Genomic DNA, 18,363 nt, shown 5'->3' with positions numbered 1-18,363 from the left:
GTGGGGAGCGGCCCGTTTTCGAGTTGTCCACAGGTTGGCGCCGGCCGCCGGCCCCCGTCGCCGCCGTCCGCCATGGTCGGACCCATGACCAAGCTGCTGCCCCCGACCCGGCTGCGCGACCCGGGCGACCTGATCGCCGCCGTGCCGCACCTGCTGGGCTTCCACCCGTCCGACTCGATCGTGCTGCTCGTGGTGCGTGACCACGACATAGCCATGACCTTGCGCGTCGACCTGCCGCCACCGGGGGTGCCGAACCGGGTGGCGCACCAGCTCACCGCGCCGTTGGCCGGGTTGCGCGAGGTCGACGCGGTGGTCGTGGTGATCGGGGGCGGTTCGAGCGACCCGCCCGAGGACCTCCCGCACGACGCGCTGGTCGACGCCGTGGACGAGGCCCTGTTCGCCGCCGAGGTGCCGCTCCTGCTGGCGGTGTGGACGCGTGCGACGGCGAAGGGCGAGCGCTGGTTCGACTACCACGACGCGGGCACGGCCGGTTCCGTGCCGGACCCGTCGAGCACGGCGTTCGCCGCGGCGTCGGCGGCGGGTGGCCACGTCACCTACCCGAGCCGTGCGGCGATGGGCGAGCTGTTGGCCCCGGACCCGCCGCAGGCCCTGTCCCGGCGGGCCGCCCTGCTCAACCGCCTGGCCGACCTGCCGGCGGAGGAGGACACCGTGCCGGCGCGGCACCTCGACCTGATCCACGCCGAGGTCGTCCGTGCCGCAGGCCGCAAGCGCCCGTTGACCGACGAGGAGGTGGCCGACCTGGCGCACGCCCTGTCGAACCCGCTGACCCGGGACGCCAGCCTGGCCTACTGCATCGGGGACCACGCCCGGAGCGCGGAGGCCCTGTGGACCGAACTGACCCGGGCGACCCCCGCACCGGAACGGGCCGAACCCGCCACCCTGCTCGCCTTCTCCGCCTACGTCAAAGGCCTGGGCACCCTGGCCGCCCTCGCCCTGGACCGGGCCGAACAGGCCTACCCGGGCCACCGCCTGGCCGGCCTGCTGAGGGCAGCCCTGGACGCCGGCCTCCCCCCAGCCCAGATCCGCACCCTGGCCGAACGAGCCGCCGCCACCGACTGGACCACCCCACCCACCACCCCGACCCGACAACCCTGACCCCCACCACCCGCCCAGCCCAGCCCAGGCCACAGCCAAGCCCGGCCCGCCCAGCCCGGCCCTGACCTGCCAACCTCCCGCCGACCACCCTCCGCCGACCACCCTCCGCCGACCACCCTCCGCCGACCACCCTCCGCCGACCACCTGGCCACCGACCACCTGACGGCTCGGCCAGCCCAGGCCGCCGGCCCGACCGGGTTGCCGGATGCATGGCCACCGACCACCGACCACCGACCCCGATCCGCCACCCTACGGATCGCAAGTCGGGCTGGCGCGCCTGTCAGCCCGGTTGCCGGTTGCCGGTTGCCGACGGCCCTGCCCGGCCGGGTCGCCTGCCGGGCCGTGCTGTCGGATTGGAGGGTTGCCGACCGCGGACCGGGATCCGCCGCCCGACGGATCGCGAGTCGGGCCTGGTCGCTGGCTCGCCCCCGGACGCCGCCTGCCGCCCACCGGCAACCCTGCGACCGGATCGCTTGTCGGGCCGGATCGCCAGTCGGACCGTGCTGTCGGATTGCAGGCTCGCCGACGCCGGCCGCCAGCGGGAATCCGCCGCCCGACGAACCCGCCGACCCCACTAGCCCGCCAACCTGCCCACCCCACCAGCCCGCCAGCCCGCCAACCCGCCGACTCCACTAACCCGCAGACTCCACTAACCCGCAGACTCCACTAACCCGCAGACTCCACTAACCCGCCGGCCCCGCTGGCCCGCCAACCCGCCGACCCCCGCGGACCCCGCCGCCCGCCAACCCACCGACCTCGCCAACCCACCGACCCCGCCAACCCGCCGACCTTGCTGGCCTGCCGACCCGCTGGAACCGCCGGCACGAGGCGGTGAGCCGAGACCTGGTCCCGCTAGACGAGTTCCGGCCGCTGCCAGGGCTCGCCGAGCACGTGTTCGGCCAGGAACGCGAACACCGTCTCGTACCAGACCTTGGCGTTGCCGGGCGTCAGGATCCAGTGGTTCTCGCTCGGGAAGTACAGGAACTTCGCCGGCACGCCGTGCCGCACGAGGTCGAAGTACAGCCGTTGCCCCTCACCGATCGGCACCCGGTAGTCCTTGTCCCCGTGGATCACCAGCATTGGCGTCTTGATGTCCGCCACCCGCAGGTGCGGCGAGTTCGCACTCACCTGCTCCTGCTGCCGCAGCGGGTCGCCCATCTCGCGGATCCAGTAGTACGAGTCGTCCGTCGTCCCGGTGAACGCGTCCAAGTGCCACAACGACGCGTGCGTCACGATCGCCTTGAACCGGTCGGTCCGGGTGGCGATCCAGTTCGCCATGTACCCGCCGAACGACCCGCCCATGGCGGCGGTCCGCGAATCGTCGACGTCGTCGCGCCGCACCGCCACGTCGGTGATCGCCATCAGGTCCGTGTACGGCTTGCCACCCCAAGCAGCCCACCCGGCACGCACGAAGTCGTGCCCGTACCCGGTCGACAACGCCGGGTCCGGCAGCAGCACGGCGTAGCCCCGCGCGGCCATCAGCCACGGGTTCCACCGCCAGCTCCACCCGCTCCAGCTCATCACCGGCCCGCCGTGCACCCACAGCAGCAGCGGCGCGGGCTGCTCGGCCGACGCGCCGGTCGGCAGCACCAACCACGCCCGCACGGTCCGCCCGTCCTCGACCACCGTGTCGATCTCGGTCAACGTCCCGGGCACCGACTCCACCGCACCGGGCGCGGGCAGCGGCACGGCCTCCTGGTCCACACCGGACGCCGACAACCGCACCGGCTGCGGCGGGTGGTCCCACGCGCTGCGCAACGCGTACACCGCGCCACCGTCCGGGCTGACCCGCACGTCGGTGTACGCACCGGACGCGGTCAGCTTCACCACCGACCCGGACGCCAGGTCGAGCCGCCAGATCGGCTGGTGGCCGCGGTGGCTGCTGGTGAAGTACACCGCGTCACCGGTCGGGCTCACCACCGGGTGCTCGGGCTCCTCGGCGAAGTCCGCCGCCAACTCCTCGACCGCGCCCGACTCCAGGTCGACGCGCACCAACGTGTTCGTCCACGGCCGGTCCGAGGTCGAGTCCAACGCCCGCACCGCGATCACGCCCGACGAGTCCGGCAGGAACACCGGTTGCAGGAACGAGTGCCCCTCCAGGTCGGCCAGCACCCGGTCCGTCGCGCCGTCGGTCGAGGTCAACCGCAGCCGGACCCGCGTGCCGTAGGACGCGCTCACCTCGACGCTCTCGGCGTGCACCACCCACCGCCCGTCCGGGCTGAGCGCGGGCGAGTCCGCCAACCGCGAGGCGGCGTTGGGCCTGAGGTCGACCAGGTCCTCGGACTGGTCCACGCGCTCGCTGTCCACACCGACCGGCGACGTGGTCGCCAGCAGCCGGGGGAAGCTCGGCCCGAGGTCGGCGTCCCAGAACCGCACCGGGTACGACTCGTGCAGGATCGCGGTCACCCCGGCGTCCTCACGGGCCTTGCGGTGCTCCTCGTCCTGCTCGCCGAACTCCGCGGTCGGGTGCGCGCCCGCCGCCAGCAGCACCGTGCCCGCGTCCCGCGCCACCGCGAACTCCGACACCCCGCCGGCCGGGCGGTACAGCTCACGGGCCTCGCCCACGGCCGGCAGCAGCCACAGCGCCGCCTTGTCCTTCGGCTTGCCCTCCGCGGGCTTGGCCTCCTGGTCGGGCCGCGCCGAGAGGAACAGCAGCGCGCCGTCCGGCGTGAACGCGGGCGCCGACTCGCCCTTCGCGCCACGCGTCAACCGCCGCGCCGGGCGCTCACCGGCCGGGTCGACCTCCCACAGCGACCCCTGCCACGCCTTGCGGTCCGGCGAGAGCGTCGCCACCACCGTGACCAGCCGCGTGCCGTCCGGCGACAGCGCCAGCGAAGAGATCCGCGGCATCTCCGTGAACGAGGTCAGGTCCCCGAACCCGGCCTCGGTGATCTTGCCTGTCATCACGCCCCCTGTTGTGACCGGGTGAAGTCCCACGCGTCGCGCACGATGCCAACCAGGTCCACCCGCTCGGGCCGCCAGCCCAGCTCGGTGCGCGCCTTCTCGCTGGAGGCCACCAGCACCGCCGGGTCACCGGCCCGCCGCGGCGCCACGTCGGCGGGGATCGGGTGCCCGGTCACCTCGCGGCACGCGTCGACGACCTGCCGCACCGAGAAGCCGAGCCCGTTGCCCAGGTTGTAGATCCGGTGCTCGCCGGCCGCCGCGTGCGCCAACGCCCGCAGGTGCGCGTCCGCCAGGTCCACGACGTGGATGTAGTCGCGCACGCACGTGCCGTCCTCGGTCGGCCAGTCGTCGCCGTAGACCTGCACCCGCTCGCGCTTGCCCGACGCGACCTGGAGCACGATCGGGATGAGGTGCGTCTCCACGCCGTGCCGCTCGCCGAACCGCCCGTACGCGCCCGCCACGTTGAAGTAGCGCAACGACACGGCGGCCAGGCCGTGCGCGGCGGCGTAGGACGTGATCGCGTGGTCGATCGCGAGCTTGGTCGCGCCGTAGGTGTTGGTGGGCAGGGTCGGCGCCGTCTCCGCGATCGGCACCCGCTCCGGCTCGCCGTAGGTCGCGGCCGTGGAGGAGAACACCAGCCGGGACGTGCCGTGCTCGCGCATCGCGTCCAGCAGCCGCAGCGACGTCACCACGTTGCCCTGCCAGTACTTCGCCGGGTCCTGCATGGACTCGCCGACCAGCGACTTGGCCGCGAAGTGCAGCACACCGTCGAAGGCCGCGCCGCCGACCCCCTCGGCCAGCACGTCGCCGATCGCCTCGTCGATGCCCGCCTCGACCAGCCGGGCGCCGTCGGGCACCGCGTCCGTGTGCCCGGTGGACAGGTCGTCCAGCACCACGACGTCGTGCCCGGACTCCACCAACCTGGCCGCGCAGACGCTGCCCACGTACCCGGCACCGCCCGTGACGAGCAACTTCACCTTGCGAACCCCGCTCTCAGTGTTCGATCAGACCACCCGGCACAGCGCCTAGTGGTCCCGGCCCGCGCCCGCCGAGGGCACGGCCGTGAAGGTCCTCGGCGTCGTCCAGCCGCGCTCGGCGAACGCCTCCAGGACCCGCCGCACCACCGCGTCGTGCCGCTCCACCGGCACCAGCGCGATCGCCGACCCGCCGAAACCGCCGCCGACCATCCGGGCGCCCAGCGCGCCCGCCGCCTTCGCCTCGTCCACGGCGACGTCCAACTCCGGGGCGGACACCCGGTAGTCGTCCCGCAACGACGCGTGCGAGGCGTCCAGCAGCGGCCCCAGTTCGGCCAACCGGCCGGACCGCAGCAGCTGCACCGCCTCCAGCACCCGCTCGTTCTCCGTCACCACGTGCCGCGCCAGCGGGCGCAACTCCTCCGGCAGCCGCGCCAGCGCGCCGTCCAACTCGGTCACGTCCACGTCGCGCAGCGCGGGGACACCCAGGATCGAGGCGGCCTTCTCACAGCCCGCGCGCCGGGCGCCGTAGCCGCCGTCGGTGTGCGAGTGGCTGGCGCGGGTGTCGACGACCAGCACCTCGAGACCGTGCTCGGCCGCGTCGAACGGCACCTGCTCGGCCTTGAACGAGCGCACGTCCAGGAACAGCACGTGCGCCTCGGCGCAGCACAGCGACGCGGTCTGGTCGAGCAGGCCGGTGGGCGCGCCCACGAAGTCGTTCTCCGCGCGCTGCACCCAGCGCGCGATCTGCGGCAGGTCGTCGGCCGGCCGCTCGGCCAACCCGAGCAGCGCCAGCGCCACCGCGCACTCCAGCGCGTGCGACGAGGACAGGCCCGCGCCCGCCGGCACGTCACCCGCGATCACCAGGTTCGCGCCACCGGTCACGCCCTGGTCGCGCAGCACCCACGCGACACCCGCCGGGTAGGCGGCCCAGCCGCCGACGACACCGGGTTCGAGCTCGGCGACCGCCACCGGCGCGGCCTGCTGCACCACGCCGTCGTCACCGACCGTGGCCACGTGCAACCGACCGTCGGCTCGCGGTGACGCGGCCACCGCGGTGCGGTGCGGCAGCGCGAACGGCAGCACGAAGCCGTCGTTGTAGTCCGTGTGCTCCCCGATCAGGTTCACCCGGCCGGGCGCGGACCAGACGCCTTGCGGCGCCACGCCGTGCAGGCGGGTGAACGCGGCGATCGCGCGCCGCGTCGGGCTCACCGGGCCTGCACCAGGACGGCGTGGGCCACCGCCGGGTCCAACTCGGCGACCGTGCCGTTGCCCCGCACCTGGATGACCTTCGCCCCGCCGAGGGAGTCGACCTCCACCGTGCCGCCCGGCACCACGCCGGCGGCCTTCAGCTCGGCCATCAGGTCCGGGTCGAGCTGCACGTGCTCGGCGATCCGGCGCACCTCGACGCGACCGCCGCCGCGCCGGGCCACCTCGTCGACGCGCACGAGGTCCGCCTCGGCCGCCGGCGCCGGCTCGCCGTCGCCCAACTTGTCCAGACCGGGGATGGGGTTGCCGTAGGGGGAGGTGGTGGGGTTGCCGAGGAGCTTGACGAGCTTGCGTTCGACCGCCTCGCTCATGACGTGCTCCCAGCGGCACGCCTCGCTGTGCACGTGCTCCCACTCCAGGCCGATGATGTCGACCAGGAGGCGCTCGGCGAGCCGGTGCTTGCGCATGACCGCGATGGCCAGGTTGCGGCCCTGCTCGGTGAGCTCCAGGTGGCGGTCGTCGGCCACGATGACCAGACCGTCGCGCTCCATCCGCCCGACCGTCTGGCTGACCGTCGGACCGCTCTGCGCCAGCCGCTCGGCGATACGCGCACGCAGCGGCACTACGCCCTCTTCTTCGAGCTCGTAGATCGTGCGGAGGTACATCTCGGTAGTGTCGATGAGCTCGTTCACACCCGCTCCCCTTCGTATGGCGTCAATGCTAGTCGGCCGGTCACGGGTGCAGGATGGTGCCGTGCATCCACTGATCAGCACCGAAGCCCTGGCCTCCGCGCTGCACGGCGCCGAACCCCCGGTCGTCCTCGACGTCCGCTGGCGGCTGGGCGGACCGCCGGGACGTCAAGACTACGAGGTCGGGCACGTTCCCGGTGCCGTCTACGTCGACCTGGACACCGAGCTGTCCTCGCCGCCCGGCGCGGGTGGCCGCCACCCGCTGCCCGACCCGGCATCGCTGCAGGCCGTGCTGCGGGCCGCCGGGGTCCGCCAACATCACCCGGTCGTGGTGTACGACGGCGGTGACGGCTCGGTCGCGGCGCGTGCCTGGTGGCTGTTGCGGTGGGCCGGTCACCCGGAGGTGGCCGTCCTGGACGGCGGCTTCGCGGCGTGGACCGCCGAGGACCGCCCGGTCGACGCGCGGACGCCGGCACCCGTGCCCGGCGACATCGTCGTGCGCCCCGGCGCCATGCCCGTGCTGGACGCCGACGGCGCCGCCGCGTTCCCCGCGTCGGGCGCGCTGCTCGACGCCCGTGCGCCCGAGCGCTACCGGGGCGAGGTCGAACCGGTCGACCCGCGCGCCGGCCACATCCCGGGCGCGCTCAACGCGCCGACCTCGGGCCACACCACCGACGGCCGCTGGCGGCCCGCCGCCGCACTGGCCGAGCGCTTCCAGGCCATCGGCGTCTCACCCGACCGCCCGGTCGCCGCCTACTGCGGATCGGGCGTCACCGCGTCGTCGGTGGTGCTGGCCCTGGAGGTGGCCGGCATCACCACCCCCGACGCCCCCGCACCGCTCTACACCGGCTCCTGGTCCGAGTGGTCCTCGAACCCCTCACGCCCCGCCGCCACCGGCCCCACCACCGGCTGACGCCCCCGCGAGGTCGCGTCGGTCGTTCGCGTCCTCATTTCCCGGCGATCACGCTTTTCGATCGTCGGGAAATCAGGGCGCGAACGACCGACTTCCGGGCGACCGAGCCGCCGTCTGCGGAGCAGCGGCAATCCAACACAGCGCGAACGACCGACTTCCCGGCGACCTCGCCCGCGACGCCGGAGGCGGCGCAATCCAACACAGCTCAAGCGTTGGGGATCTTCTCGAAGGCCTTGGTGGCCAGCGCGAGGGCGACCTTGCAGGGTTCGAACTCGTCGATCGGCGTCACGGTGACCTGGAACGCGGGCGTGATCTCGTCCGGGTCGTCGGTCAGCATCACCAGGACGGTGCACTCGCCGTCCTGCTTGACCTCGTACGCGGTGTTGCCGCCGACCTCGATGGGACGCGCCTCACCCTCGTACTCGGCGAAGTTCAACATGAACAGCACCACGGCGTACGGGTCCTCCGTGCTCTGCACGCAGCCCTTCTCGCCGCCCTTCGCCGCACCGATGGCGGCGGTCACCTCCTCGGGCGTGAGGATGTCGCAGTCCTCGTAGCCCTCGGTCTTCTTCTTCGTCGCGATCTTGACGTCACCGTTCGGCTTCTTCGCCTCGGTCGTCTTGGGCGCGCTCTCCTTGTCCGACGCCTTGGGCGACGAGGTCTTGGTCGAGGACGGCTTGCCGGAGGCGGTCTTCTCACCGGTCGACCCGCCCACCGCGGCGACCGGGCTGCCGGAGACCGCGGTGGCGCAGGCCGACAGGCCGAACGTGAGCGCCAAGGCCAGCACAGTGGTCAGGGCGGGGACTCGTCGCAGGTGCATGTCTTCTCTGACCCCGTTCCGACGTGCGGGGTTCCATCCTCGATGGCCGCAATCCTGGCCCGCGTCGTCCCGGCAGACTCTAGGTCCACCCGTGCCGCCCGGACGTCCGGGTCGACCAACCTGTGATCACACCACCGCCCGCCGCGTGGGTTAGGTTGCCGACATGGGCAAGTCAGCGGCGGTGGTCTGGGACGAGTCGTTCCTCGGCTACGACCTGGGAGGCGACCACCCGCTCAACCCCGTGCGGCTGGACCTGACCGTGCGGTTGGCGAGGGGCCTGGGCGTGCTGGACGGCGTCGACCTCATCGCGCCCGTCCCGGCGACGGACGTGGAGATCGAACGCGTCCACGAGCCGTCCTACCTCAACGCCGTGCAGGCCGCGCCGATGGCCGGGTGGGACGTCGGCCACGGCCTCGGCACCGCCGACAACCCGGTGTTCGCCCGGATGCACGAGGCGTCCGCGCTGGTCGTCGGCGGTTCGCTGGCCGCCGCGCGCCGGATCGCGTCCGGTGAGGCGGACCGGGCCGTCAACATCGCCGGCGGGCTGCACCACGCCATGCGCGACCACGCGGCCGGGTTCTGCGTCTACAACGACTGCGCGGTGGCCATCTCGTGGCTGCTGGACAACGGCTTCGACCGGATCGCCTACATCGACACCGACGTGCACCACGGCGACGGCGTGCAGGCCGCCTTCTACGACGACCCGCGCGTGCTCACCGTGTCGGTGCACCAGAACCCGCTGAGCCTGTGGCCGGGCACCGGCCGACCGGCCGAGCTGGGCGGCCAGGGCGCGGAGGGCACCAGCGTGAACCTGGCCCTGCCGCCCGGCACCGGTGACCGGGCCTGGCTGCGCGCGTTCGAGGCCACCGTCCCGTCCCTGCTGCGCGCGTTCCGGCCGCAGGTGCTGGTCACCCAGTGCGGTGTGGACACGCACCGGGAGGACCCGCTGGCCGACCTCGCGCTCACCGTGGACGGCCACCGCGCGATCTACCGCCGCCTGCGCGACCTGGCCGAGGAGACCGCGAGCGGCCGCTGGCTGGCGCTGGGCGGCGGCGGGTACGAGCTGCTGCGCGTCGTGCCGCGCAGTTGGACGCACCTGCTGGCCACCGTGCTGGACCGGGACGTCGACCCGAACGCGCCGCTGCCCGCGGACTGGGTCGCCCACGCCTCGACCGTGGCGCCGAACTGGCCGCTGCCCTCCTCCATGACCGACGAGTCCGACACCGCGTTCCAGCCGTGGGGCGGCCAGCTGGACACCCCGGTCGACCGGGCGGTGATGGAGACCCGGCGGGCGGTGTTCCCGCTGCACGGCCTGGATCCCGACGACCCGAGGGACTGAACGTGGACCCGTTCGACTACCCCAGGCACTGGGAGGCCGACGTCGTGCTCAGCGACGGCGGCACGGTCCACCTGCGCCCGATCACGCCCGACGACGCCGAGAAGCTCCTCGCGTTCCACGGCAGGTTGTCCGAGCGCACCCGCTACTTCCGCTACTTCGGCCCCTACCCGCGGATGCCCAAGCGCGACCTCGACCGCTTCAGCACGGTCGACCACGTCGACCGGGTCGCCTTCACCGCCCTGCTCGGCGACGACATCGTGGCCGTCGGCCGCTACGACCGGCTCGGCGACGGCGGTGCGCCCGCGGGCTCCGCCGGGGGTAGCTCGGCCGAGGTCGCGTTCGTGGTCGAGGACGCCCACCAGGGCCGCGGCCTCGGCTCGATCCTGCTCGAACACCTGGCCGCCGCCGCCCGGGAACGCGGGCTGAGCCGGTTCACCGCCGAGGTGCTCGCCGAGAACGGCCAGATGGTGCGGATCTTCCGGGACGCGGGCTACGGCGTGAGCCGCGCGTTCGAGGAGGGCGTGGTGCACCTGGAGTTCGACATCGACCCCACCGAGGAGTCGGTGGAGGTGGCGCGCGCCCGCGAGCAGGCCGCCGAGGCGCGCAGCGTGCACAACCTGCTGCACCCGAAGTCGATCGCGGTCATCGGCGCGTCCACCGACCAGACCAAGATCGGCCACGCGGTGCTGACCAACCTGCTCGCGGCCGACTTCGCCGGTCCGGTGTACCCGGTGAACGCCGAGCACCGGTCCGTGCGCGGCGTGCGGGCGTACCCGTCGGTGCTGGAGATCCCGGACGACGTGGACCTGGCCGTGGTCGCGGTGCCCGCCGCGGGCGTGGACGAGGTGATGGACGCCTGCCTGGCCAAGGGCGTGAAAGCGCTGGTCGTGGTCACGTCCGGGTTCGGCGAGACCGGTCCGGGCGGGTTGAGCGCGGAACGCAGGCTCGCCGCCGAGGCACGCGCGCACGGCATGCGGGTGGTCGGCCCGAACGCGCTGGGCGTGCTGAACACCGACGCGGGCGTGCGCCTCAACGCGACCCTCGCGCCGCGGCTGCCCGCCCGCGGCCGCACGGGCTTCTTCTGCCAGTCCGGCGCCCTGGGCACCGCGATCCTGGCCACCGCCGCCGAACGGGGCCTCGGCCTGTCCACGTTCGTCTCGGCGGGCAACCGCTCGGACGTCTCCGGCAACGACCTGCTCCAGTACTGGGAGACCGACCCGGCCACCGACGTGGTGCTGCTGTACCTGGAGTCGTTCGGCAACCCGCGCAAGTTCGCCCGGCTGGCCCGCAGGCTCGGCCGCACCAAGCCGATCGTGGCGGTGAAGTCCGGTCGGCACGCGGTGACGCCCGCGTTGGCGGCGACGTCGGTGCCGGTGGACGAGTCGAGCGTGCAGGCGCTGTTCGAGCAGGCGGGCGTGATCCGGGTGGAGTCGCTGGCGCAGCTGTTCGACACCGCCCTGCTGCTGGCGCACCAGCCGCTGCCCGCCGGGCCGCGCGTGGCCGTGGTGGGCAACTCGACCGCGATCGGGCTGCTGGCCGCGGACACGGCGCTGGCCCAGGGGCTGGAGCTGGCCGGTGAGCCGGTGGACGTGGGCGCGCAGGCCGGGCCGGAGGCGTTCGCGGCGGCGGTGAAGGAGGCGTTGGACGACCCGGACGCGGACGCGCTGGTGGTCGTGTTCGTGCCGCCGCTGGCGGTGCCGGGGACGGCGTTCGCCCGCGCGTTGCGCGAGGTCGTGGAGCAGGGCGGGCGGACCAAGCCGATCGCGTCGACGTTCCTCGCGGTGGAGGGTGTGCCGGCGGAGCTGGCGGTGCCCGGTCCCGGTGGCGCTCCCGGACGGGGTTCCGTGCCGTCGTACCCGAGCCCGGAGCGCGCTGTGCTCGCGTTGGCCCGGGTGACGCGTTACGCGCGTTGGCGGTCCGCGCCGCAGGGGACGTTCGTGCGGCCCGACGGCATCGACTCCGACGCCGCGCACGCCATCGTGGCGTCCCGGGTGCTGGACGGCGAACGGCGGCTGGACGACGAGACGACCGTGCGGCTGCTCGCGTGCTACGGCGTGGAGGTCGTGCCGTTCCGCGTGGTGACGTCGGCGGACGAGGCGGTGCGCGCGGCGGGGGAGTTGGGCTACCCGGTGGCGATGAAGGCCACCGACGACCGGTTGCGGCACCGCACCGACCTGGTCGGTGTGCGGCTCGACCTGTCCGGTGAGGAGGCCGTGCGCACGGCGTACGCGATGCTGGCCGGGATGTCCGACCGGCCGGACGTGTACGTGCAGCGCATGGCGCCCAAGGGGATCTCGTGCGTGCTCGGGCTCCAGGACGACCCGTCGTTCGGCACGCTGGTGTCATTCGGGCTGTCGGGCCTGGTCAGCGACCTGCTGGGGGACCGGGCCTACCGCGCGGTGCCGCTCACCGACGCGGACGCGGCGGCGCTGGTGCGCGCGCCCAAGGCCGCGCCGCTGCTGGCGGGCTACCGGGGCGACGAGCCCGCGGACCTGCCCGCGTTGCAGCAACTCGTGCTGCGGCTCGCGGCGCTGGCCGAGGACCTGCCCGAGGTGCGGGAGCTGTCGTTGGAACCGGTGTTGGCCAGCGCCGCCGGCGCGTACGTCAGCAGCGCGCGCATCACGCTCGGCCCGCCCCCGTCCCGACATGACACCGGTCCCAGACGGCTCCGATCACCCGGCGGGTCGCGTTAGCGCGGTCGCGGTCCCGTTGCGCAACCGTCATCCTTGACCGATCCGGTGTCCCCCATCTTCCCCGCGGCTCTGGATTAACCGCTTTGAGCCGCTTAGGTTTCCGGCGTCTGAGAGGAACTCCCGAAAAGGGGAAGAATGGCTCTGGCACCGCTGCGCGCCCTCGTTGTGGCGTGTTCCGCCGCGCTTGTCCTCACGTCGTGCTCCACCGGTGACGACACGACCGTCGCCGGCAAGGCGGACGGCTCCAACGAGCTGACCATCGCCGTGGCGTACGACCAACCGGGGCTCGGTGTGCGCCGCATGGACGGCACCTACCGCGGCTTCGACGTCGACGTGGCCCGTTATGTCGCAAAAGAACTGGGTGTGGAGGAGTCCGGCATCAAATTCACCGAGGCGACGCCGTCGGAACGGGAGAAGTTGCTCACCACCGGCGCCGCGGACCTCGTCGTGTCCAGCTACTCGATCACCGACAAGCGCAAGGAGGTGATCGACTTCGTCGGACCGTACTTCGTGGCCGGGCAGGACCTGCTGGTCCGGTTGACCGATGACCGCATCACCGGCCCGGAATCGCTCAACGCGGGCGGGCTGAAGCTGTGCTCGGTGGCCAACACGACCTCGGCGCAGTACGTGAAGGACCAGTTCGCGCAGTCCGTGCAGCTCGTGGAGTACCCGAACTTCAGCGACTGCGTCACCGCGCTGCTGGCCGAGCAAGTGGACGCGATGACGACCGACGACGTGATCCTCGCCGGCTACGCCGCGCAGAACCCCGAGCTGCTCCGCGTCGTCAACAGACCGTTCAGCAAGGAGGAGTACGGCATCGGCATGCGCAAGGGCGATCCGACCAGCAAGTCCAAGGTGGTCGCGGCCGTTCGGAAGATGATCGACTCCGGCGAGTGGCGCAGGTCGTTGGAGGCCAACGTGGGGGCTTCCGGTTACGCCATTCCCGAGCCGCCCGCGGTGCTCCCGTGATCTGCGACCCACCCCGTTAGCGGTCTGACCGGCGCGGACCGCCCCGTAGGCTCGAACCGTGCATGCCTCGCATTACGTGCCCCAGTACCGCGCGGACGGGCCGGTCCGCGCCGGCATCCCCGAACACGGCCGCATCCCCCGCTACTACGCGGTGAAGACCGAGCTGCAGTGGCTCGTCGACGCGCTGGGGGAGGGCACGGCGCTGCCGTCGGAGCGGGAGCTGGCCGAGCGGTACTCGGTGTCGAGGGTGACGCTGCGGCAGGCCGTCGGGGAGCTGGTGCTCGAAGGCAAGCTGCAACGCAGGCAGGGCAGTGGCACCTACGTCGCGCCGCCCAAGCTGGTGCAGCCGCTGTCGTTGCTCAGCTACACCGAGGGGATGCGCCGCCAGGGCGTCGACCCGGCGCGCAGCGTGATCACCGTCGAGCACCTGCCCGCGGACGACGTGCTGGCGGCCGACCTGCGGATCGGGCGGGGCGACCCGGTGATCCACCTGGAACGGGTGCTGCTGGCCGACGGTGAGCGGATCGGGCTGGAGTCGACCTACCTGTCGCAGGCGCGGTTCCCCACGCTGCTGGCGGCGTTCGACCCGACCACGTCGCTGTACGAGTGCCTGACCGGGCGGCTGGGGGTGGTGTTCGCCGAGGCCGAGGAACGGGTGGAGACGGTCCTCGCGACGCCGCGCGAGGCGTTGCTGATCGGCACCAACCCGGCGCTGCCGATGTTGCTGCTGCACCGCGTGTCCCACGACGACGTCGGCGAGCCGATCGAGCGGGTCCGTTCGCTCTATCGGGGCGACCGGTTCAGCTTCGTCGCCCGGCTGCGGGCGGAGTGAGGGTCGCATAACGGTGTCACCCGCGTGGTCCCGCTGCGGTGATCGATCAGTCCACTGAGGACAGTTATGGGCCGGTCGGCCGGGGTCGGTCGGCCGCAGGCCGCCGAACGTTAGCGAATCTTGCCCTGGAACCGCCCATTGGCAGTAATTTGGGCATGCCCTCGCGGATGTACCGTTGGTGCCCTGGGACGTGAGTCCTCCTCACCCGCATCGTCGCGGGGGAAGCGGGGGTGGCGCGGTGGCGTTCAAAGAGGAGTTCCTGACGGAACTCGAAGACTGCCTGCGCGGGTACGGCGCGGTGCCGGTGATCAACCCGGAGGCGCTGGCCCGGTTCATCGACTACGTGCGCCGACTGCCGGACGACGACTCGCGGCTGCGCTGCCTCGAAGGCGTCGACCAGGGTTCCGGGTCGTTCTGGAACAACCCGGCGGTGTGGTGGGAGCAGGTACCCCGGTTCGGCGTCGGATCATCGGACTGCTCGGACCTGCTCGACCGGATGCTGGACGAGGCGATCAGCGACGAGATCGACGTGCTGGAGATGGAGATCCGGGAACTACCTGGGTGAGAACGTGAAACACCCGTTGTGCACCTGGGTCGCCAGACGCACAACGGGGAGCTTCACCGGGTGGGGATCACACGGAGAGCAGGCGGTCGAAGAACGAGCGGTAGCGCTTCAGGGCCTGCCGCAGTTCTTCGGTCTGCACTTCGTCGCCCCGTTGCCACTGCTCTTCGAGCGCGTGCTTGTGCTCGGTGAACGTGGTCGCGAGGGTCTGCATCACCTGGGCGACCAGTTCGTCGGCCCGCTGCACGGCCTCGCGCGGGTCGTCGACGAAGTCGGCTTGCAGGGCGCGCCACTCGGCCTGGTAGTCGGCCGCGTCGTCCGTGGTGAACAACGGCGCGTCACCGGCGGTCGTGGAAGCCCCGTACAGCTCCGTCGGCTCCGAGGTGTCCTGATCGTGACCGGCCTGCTCGTGGCCAACCTGCTCGTGATCGGTCTGCCCGTAGCCGACCTGGTCGTGGTCGGTCTGCTCGTGGTCGGTCCGCGCCGGGTCGACCTGGTCCCGGTCCACCGGCTCGCGCTCAACCGGTTCGTACTCGGACTCGGTGTGCTCGTGCGCGGTGGTCTCGTGGTCGACCGGTTCGCGAACGGCCGGCTCCTGGCCGACCTGCTCGTGCACGGCGTGCTCGTGCTCGACCTGGTCCTGTGCGACCGGCTCGCGCTGAGCGAAGTCCTCGGTGGTCAAGTGCTGTCGTTGGTCCGTCATCACCGCGCCCCTTCCCGGTGGTCGCCGAGCAAGTCTTCGAACACGGTGCGGTAGTGCACCATCGCGGTGCGCAGGTCTTCGGTCGATGCCTCGCCGCGCTCCTGGCGCTCGATGATCGAGTGCGCCTCGCGGTAGTGGTCGAGCGTGCGGGCGTGCTCGACGGACAGCAACGTCGCCTGGCGCTCGTACCCCTCGGTGGGGTAACCGCGTTCCGCCATGAGGTCGGTGACCAGGTGATCCGCCTGGCCCACGGCCTCCGTCGGCTCGTCGACGAACCGCTCCTGCACCTTGGTCCAGTTGCGGGTGTAGCTCTCACGCGTCACGGGGTTGAGCGCACGCAGTTCCAGCTTCGAGTGCTCGCGCTCCCGCTCCGCGAGTTCCCGTTCCGCCGCCATGCGGCTGCCGTTGCGTTCGAGGGCGCGCTCGTACTCGGGGCCGAACTTCGAGCGCAACCGCTTGCGCTGCAACAGGAACCTGAGCAGCACCGCGATCGCGGCCAGTACGACCAGCACGACGACGATCACGCCGATGGTGGTACCGGTGGACATCTGCGCCTCCTTGGGCTCTGATGCCCACCGGCTACCCCTCCCGAGGCCGATTTGAAACCTGCTCACCTCTTGACAACGTGGTCGGCCTCGGATTTCCCGTTCTAGCGGGCGACCGCCTTGCGGTACTGCCGGATCGCCAGCGGCACGAAGATCAGCAGGAACACGGCCACCCAGATCAAGGTCATCAGCACCGGGTGCTGCAACGGCCACACGTCCGCCGGGGGCACCATCTCGTTGGTGTTGCCGAACAGCTCGCGGGCCGCGGCCGTCACCGCCGACACCGGGTTCCACTCGGCGAACGTCTTCAACGGCCCGGGCAGCCTGCTCTCCTGCACGAACGTGTTCGCGATGAACGTCAGCGGGAAGATCGCGATGAACGAGGCGTTGTTGAACACCTCGGGGCTGCGCACCATCAACCCGACGATCGCCATGCCCCACGACACCGCGTAGGCGAACAGCAGCAGCAAGGCGAACCCGGCCAGCGCCTCCAGCGGCGACGAGTGGATCCGCCAGCCGACGATCAGGCCGGTCACCGACATCACCACGATGACGATGACGTTGTTCGCCAGGTCGCTGGTGGTCCGCCCGATCAGCACCGCCGACCGCGCCATCGGCAACGACCGGAACCGGTCGATCACGCCCTTCTGGATGTCCTCGGCCAGCCCGGCGCCGGTGATGGTCGCGCCGAACACCACCGTCTGCGCGAAGATGCCCGCCATCAGGAACTCGCGGTAGTCCATGCCCGGGATGGCGATGGAGCCGCCGAACACGTACGCGAACAGCAGCACGAACATGATCGGCGACAACGTCGAGAACACGAGCAGGTCCGGGACCCGCTTGATCTTGATGAGGTTGCGCTTGGCGACCACCACTCCGTCGCCCAACGCCTGCGTGAACGCGCTCATGCTCCCTGCTCCCCCTGCTTCTCGTCGGTGCCGGCCCCGCCGGCCGCGTGCCCGGTCAGCGTGAGGAACACGTCGTCCAGCGTCGGCCTGCGCAGGCCGACGTCGAGCACCTTGACCGACTCTGCGTCCAACCGCCGGATGCCGTCCACCAGCACGTCGGCGCCGCCCGACACCGGCACGGTGAGCCGGTGCCCGCGGTCGTCCACCGCGATCTCGCCGATCGCCAACGGGGTCAGCGCGGCCTTGGCCGTCTCGGCGTCCTGCGCGGAGCCGACGGTGAGCTCCAGGCGTTCGCCGCCGACCTGGTCCTTCAACTCGTTCGCGGTGCCCAGGGCGATGACCCGGCCGTGGTCGATCACCGCGATCCGGTCCGCCAGCCGGTCGGCCTCCTCCAGGTACTGCGTGGTCAGCAGCAACGTCGTGCCACCCGCGACCAACTCACCGATCACGTCCCACATCCCCAACCGGCTGCGCGGGTCCAACCCCGTGGTCGGCTCGTCCAGGAACAACACCCGCGGTTTCGCCACCAACGCCCCCGCCAGGTCCAACCGACGACGCATACCCCCCGAGTAACCCTTCACCGACCGGTCCGCCGCCTCCACCAGGTCGAACCGCTCCAACAACTCGTGCGCCCGCTCCCGACTCCGCTTCCTGCCCAGGTGGTACAACCGACCCACCATGTCCAGGTTCTCGAACCCCGTCAGGTTCTCGTCCACCGCCGCGTACTGACCGGACAACCCGATCCGACGACGCAGCTCCTTGGCATCGGCGACCACGTCCAACCCGGTGACGGTCGCCTTGCCCTTGTCGTGCTCAAGCAGTGTGGTGAGCACGCGCACCGTTGTGGTCTTGCCCGCGCCGTTCGGCCCGAGCAGGCCCATGACGGTCCCTTCCGGCACCACGAGGTCGAGGCCGTCGAGGGCGACCACCTTCCCGTAGCGCTTGACCAGTCCTTCGGCCACGATTGCGTCTGCCATGCGGGCCATGATGGACCTCGGGTCCGACATTTTCAGGCGGATTTCACAGACTCCCGGCCCCGGCGGACGTCACGGGGGCGAAAAGTCTTCGCGTAGCCACTGTGGACGGTACGGTCCCGGCGCGCCGGAACCGGGCGGGTGGGGGTCGGCGGGCGCCTCGCCGACCTCGTTCACCTCAGCAGCAGCCCGTGCCGCACTCGCAGTCGCACC

At 72.0% G+C, this 18,363-nt stretch carries 16 protein-coding genes; 7 read left to right on the top strand and 9 right to left on the bottom strand.

Going from position 1 to position 18,363, the window contains the following annotated elements; translation table 11 throughout:
- Window positions 1–84 precede the first annotated feature (84 nt).
- Complete coding sequence (locus ACYVLT_RS09175) at window positions 85–1,116, top strand: DUF4192 domain-containing protein (protein ID WP_461119702.1); 1,032 nt, start codon at window positions 85–87, stop codon at window positions 1,114–1,116.
- Window positions 1,117–1,968: 852 nt separating this feature from the next.
- Here the strand turns inward: ACYVLT_RS09175 and ACYVLT_RS09170 are convergent.
- Genes ACYVLT_RS09170 through ACYVLT_RS09155 form a run of 4 tightly spaced genes read right to left on the bottom strand, consistent with a single transcriptional unit; the run spans window position 1,969 to window position 6,895 of the window.
- Window positions 1,969–4,020, bottom strand: coding sequence for a S9 family peptidase (locus ACYVLT_RS09170; protein WP_461119701.1), 2,052 nt, complete (start codon window positions 4,018–4,020; stop codon window positions 1,969–1,971).
- Window positions 4,020–4,997, bottom strand: coding sequence for a UDP-glucose 4-epimerase GalE (gene galE / locus ACYVLT_RS09165; protein WP_461119700.1), 978 nt, complete (start codon window positions 4,995–4,997; stop codon window positions 4,020–4,022). Before galE ends, ACYVLT_RS09170 begins: the two co-directional genes overlap by 1 nt.
- 48 nt (window positions 4,998–5,045) lie before the next feature.
- Complete coding sequence (galK, locus tag ACYVLT_RS09160; RefSeq protein WP_461119699.1) at window positions 5,046–6,206, bottom strand: galactokinase; 1,161 nt, start codon at window positions 6,204–6,206, stop codon at window positions 5,046–5,048.
- Window positions 6,203–6,895, bottom strand: coding sequence for a metal-dependent transcriptional regulator (locus tag ACYVLT_RS09155; RefSeq protein ID WP_461119698.1), 693 nt, complete (start codon window positions 6,893–6,895; stop codon window positions 6,203–6,205). Before ACYVLT_RS09155 ends, galK begins: the two co-directional genes overlap by 4 nt.
- Window positions 6,896–6,956: 61 nt before the next feature.
- On the opposite strand from ACYVLT_RS09155, the gene ACYVLT_RS09150 reads away from it, so the two are divergent.
- Complete coding sequence (locus ACYVLT_RS09150) at window positions 6,957–7,805, top strand: sulfurtransferase (protein WP_461119697.1); 849 nt, start codon at window positions 6,957–6,959, stop codon at window positions 7,803–7,805.
- Window positions 7,806–8,010: 205 nt separating this feature from the next.
- On the opposite strand, the gene ACYVLT_RS09145 is transcribed toward ACYVLT_RS09150, so the two are convergent.
- Window positions 8,011–8,625: a DUF3558 domain-containing protein gene (locus ACYVLT_RS09145; RefSeq protein ID WP_461119696.1), complete on the bottom strand. Its 615-nt coding sequence runs from the start codon at window positions 8,623–8,625 to the stop codon at window positions 8,011–8,013.
- A gap of 163 nt (window positions 8,626–8,788) precedes the next feature.
- Here ACYVLT_RS09145 and ACYVLT_RS09140 point away from each other — a divergent pair, with 163 nt between their 5' ends.
- The 5 genes from ACYVLT_RS09140 (at window position 8,789) to ACYVLT_RS09120 (ending at window position 15,023) form a co-directional block, all read left to right on the top strand.
- Window positions 8,789–9,964: an acetoin utilization protein AcuC gene (locus ACYVLT_RS09140; RefSeq protein ID WP_461119695.1), complete on the top strand. Its 1,176-nt coding sequence runs from the start codon at window positions 8,789–8,791 to the stop codon at window positions 9,962–9,964.
- A gap of 2 nt (window positions 9,965–9,966) precedes the next feature.
- A complete protein-coding gene (locus ACYVLT_RS09135) occupies window positions 9,967–12,657 on the top strand; it encodes a bifunctional acetate--CoA ligase family protein/GNAT family N-acetyltransferase (protein WP_461119694.1) in 2,691 nt (896 codons plus the stop codon).
- A 135-nt stretch (window positions 12,658–12,792) separates the two neighbouring features.
- A complete protein-coding gene (locus ACYVLT_RS09130; protein ID WP_461119693.1) occupies window positions 12,793–13,626 on the top strand; it encodes a glutamate ABC transporter substrate-binding protein in 834 nt (277 codons plus the stop codon).
- 58 nt (window positions 13,627–13,684) lie between these two features.
- Window positions 13,685–14,458, top strand: a complete 774-nt coding sequence (locus ACYVLT_RS09125) for a GntR family transcriptional regulator (RefSeq protein WP_461119692.1) — start codon at window positions 13,685–13,687, stop codon at window positions 14,456–14,458.
- A 238-nt stretch (window positions 14,459–14,696) separates the two neighbouring features.
- Window positions 14,697–15,023 carry a hypothetical protein gene (locus ACYVLT_RS09120; protein ID WP_360466527.1) on the top strand — a complete coding sequence of 109 codons (327 nt, stop codon included), beginning with the start codon at window positions 14,697–14,699 and terminating at the stop codon, window positions 15,021–15,023.
- 67 nt (window positions 15,024–15,090) lie between these two features.
- Here ACYVLT_RS09120 and ACYVLT_RS09115 read toward each other — a convergent pair whose 3' ends face one another.
- The 4 genes from ACYVLT_RS09115 to ACYVLT_RS09100 form a co-directional block, all read right to left on the bottom strand.
- Window positions 15,091–15,723 (bottom strand): hypothetical protein, encoded by a 633-nt coding sequence (locus ACYVLT_RS09115; RefSeq protein WP_461119691.1) that lies wholly within the window; start codon window positions 15,721–15,723, stop codon window positions 15,091–15,093.
- The gene (locus ACYVLT_RS09110) at window positions 15,723–16,271 is read right to left on the bottom strand and encodes a hypothetical protein (protein ID WP_461119690.1); all 549 of its coding nucleotides are present in this window, start codon (window positions 16,269–16,271) and stop codon (window positions 15,723–15,725) included. Before ACYVLT_RS09110 ends, ACYVLT_RS09115 begins: the two co-directional genes overlap by 1 nt.
- A 101-nt stretch (window positions 16,272–16,372) precedes the next feature.
- Entirely contained in the window at window positions 16,373–17,176 is an 804-nt protein-coding gene (locus tag ACYVLT_RS09105; protein WP_461119689.1) for an ABC transporter permease, read from the bottom strand.
- Window positions 17,173–18,153, bottom strand: a complete 981-nt coding sequence (locus tag ACYVLT_RS09100; protein WP_461119688.1) for an ATP-binding cassette domain-containing protein — start codon at window positions 18,151–18,153, stop codon at window positions 17,173–17,175. Before ACYVLT_RS09100 ends, ACYVLT_RS09105 begins: the two co-directional genes overlap by 4 nt.
- Window positions 18,154–18,363: the final 210 nt, after the last annotated feature.

The sequence above is a fragment of the Saccharothrix stipae genome (genome assembly GCF_054781895.1).
This window is presented reverse-complemented; position numbering and strand designations above follow the sequence as displayed.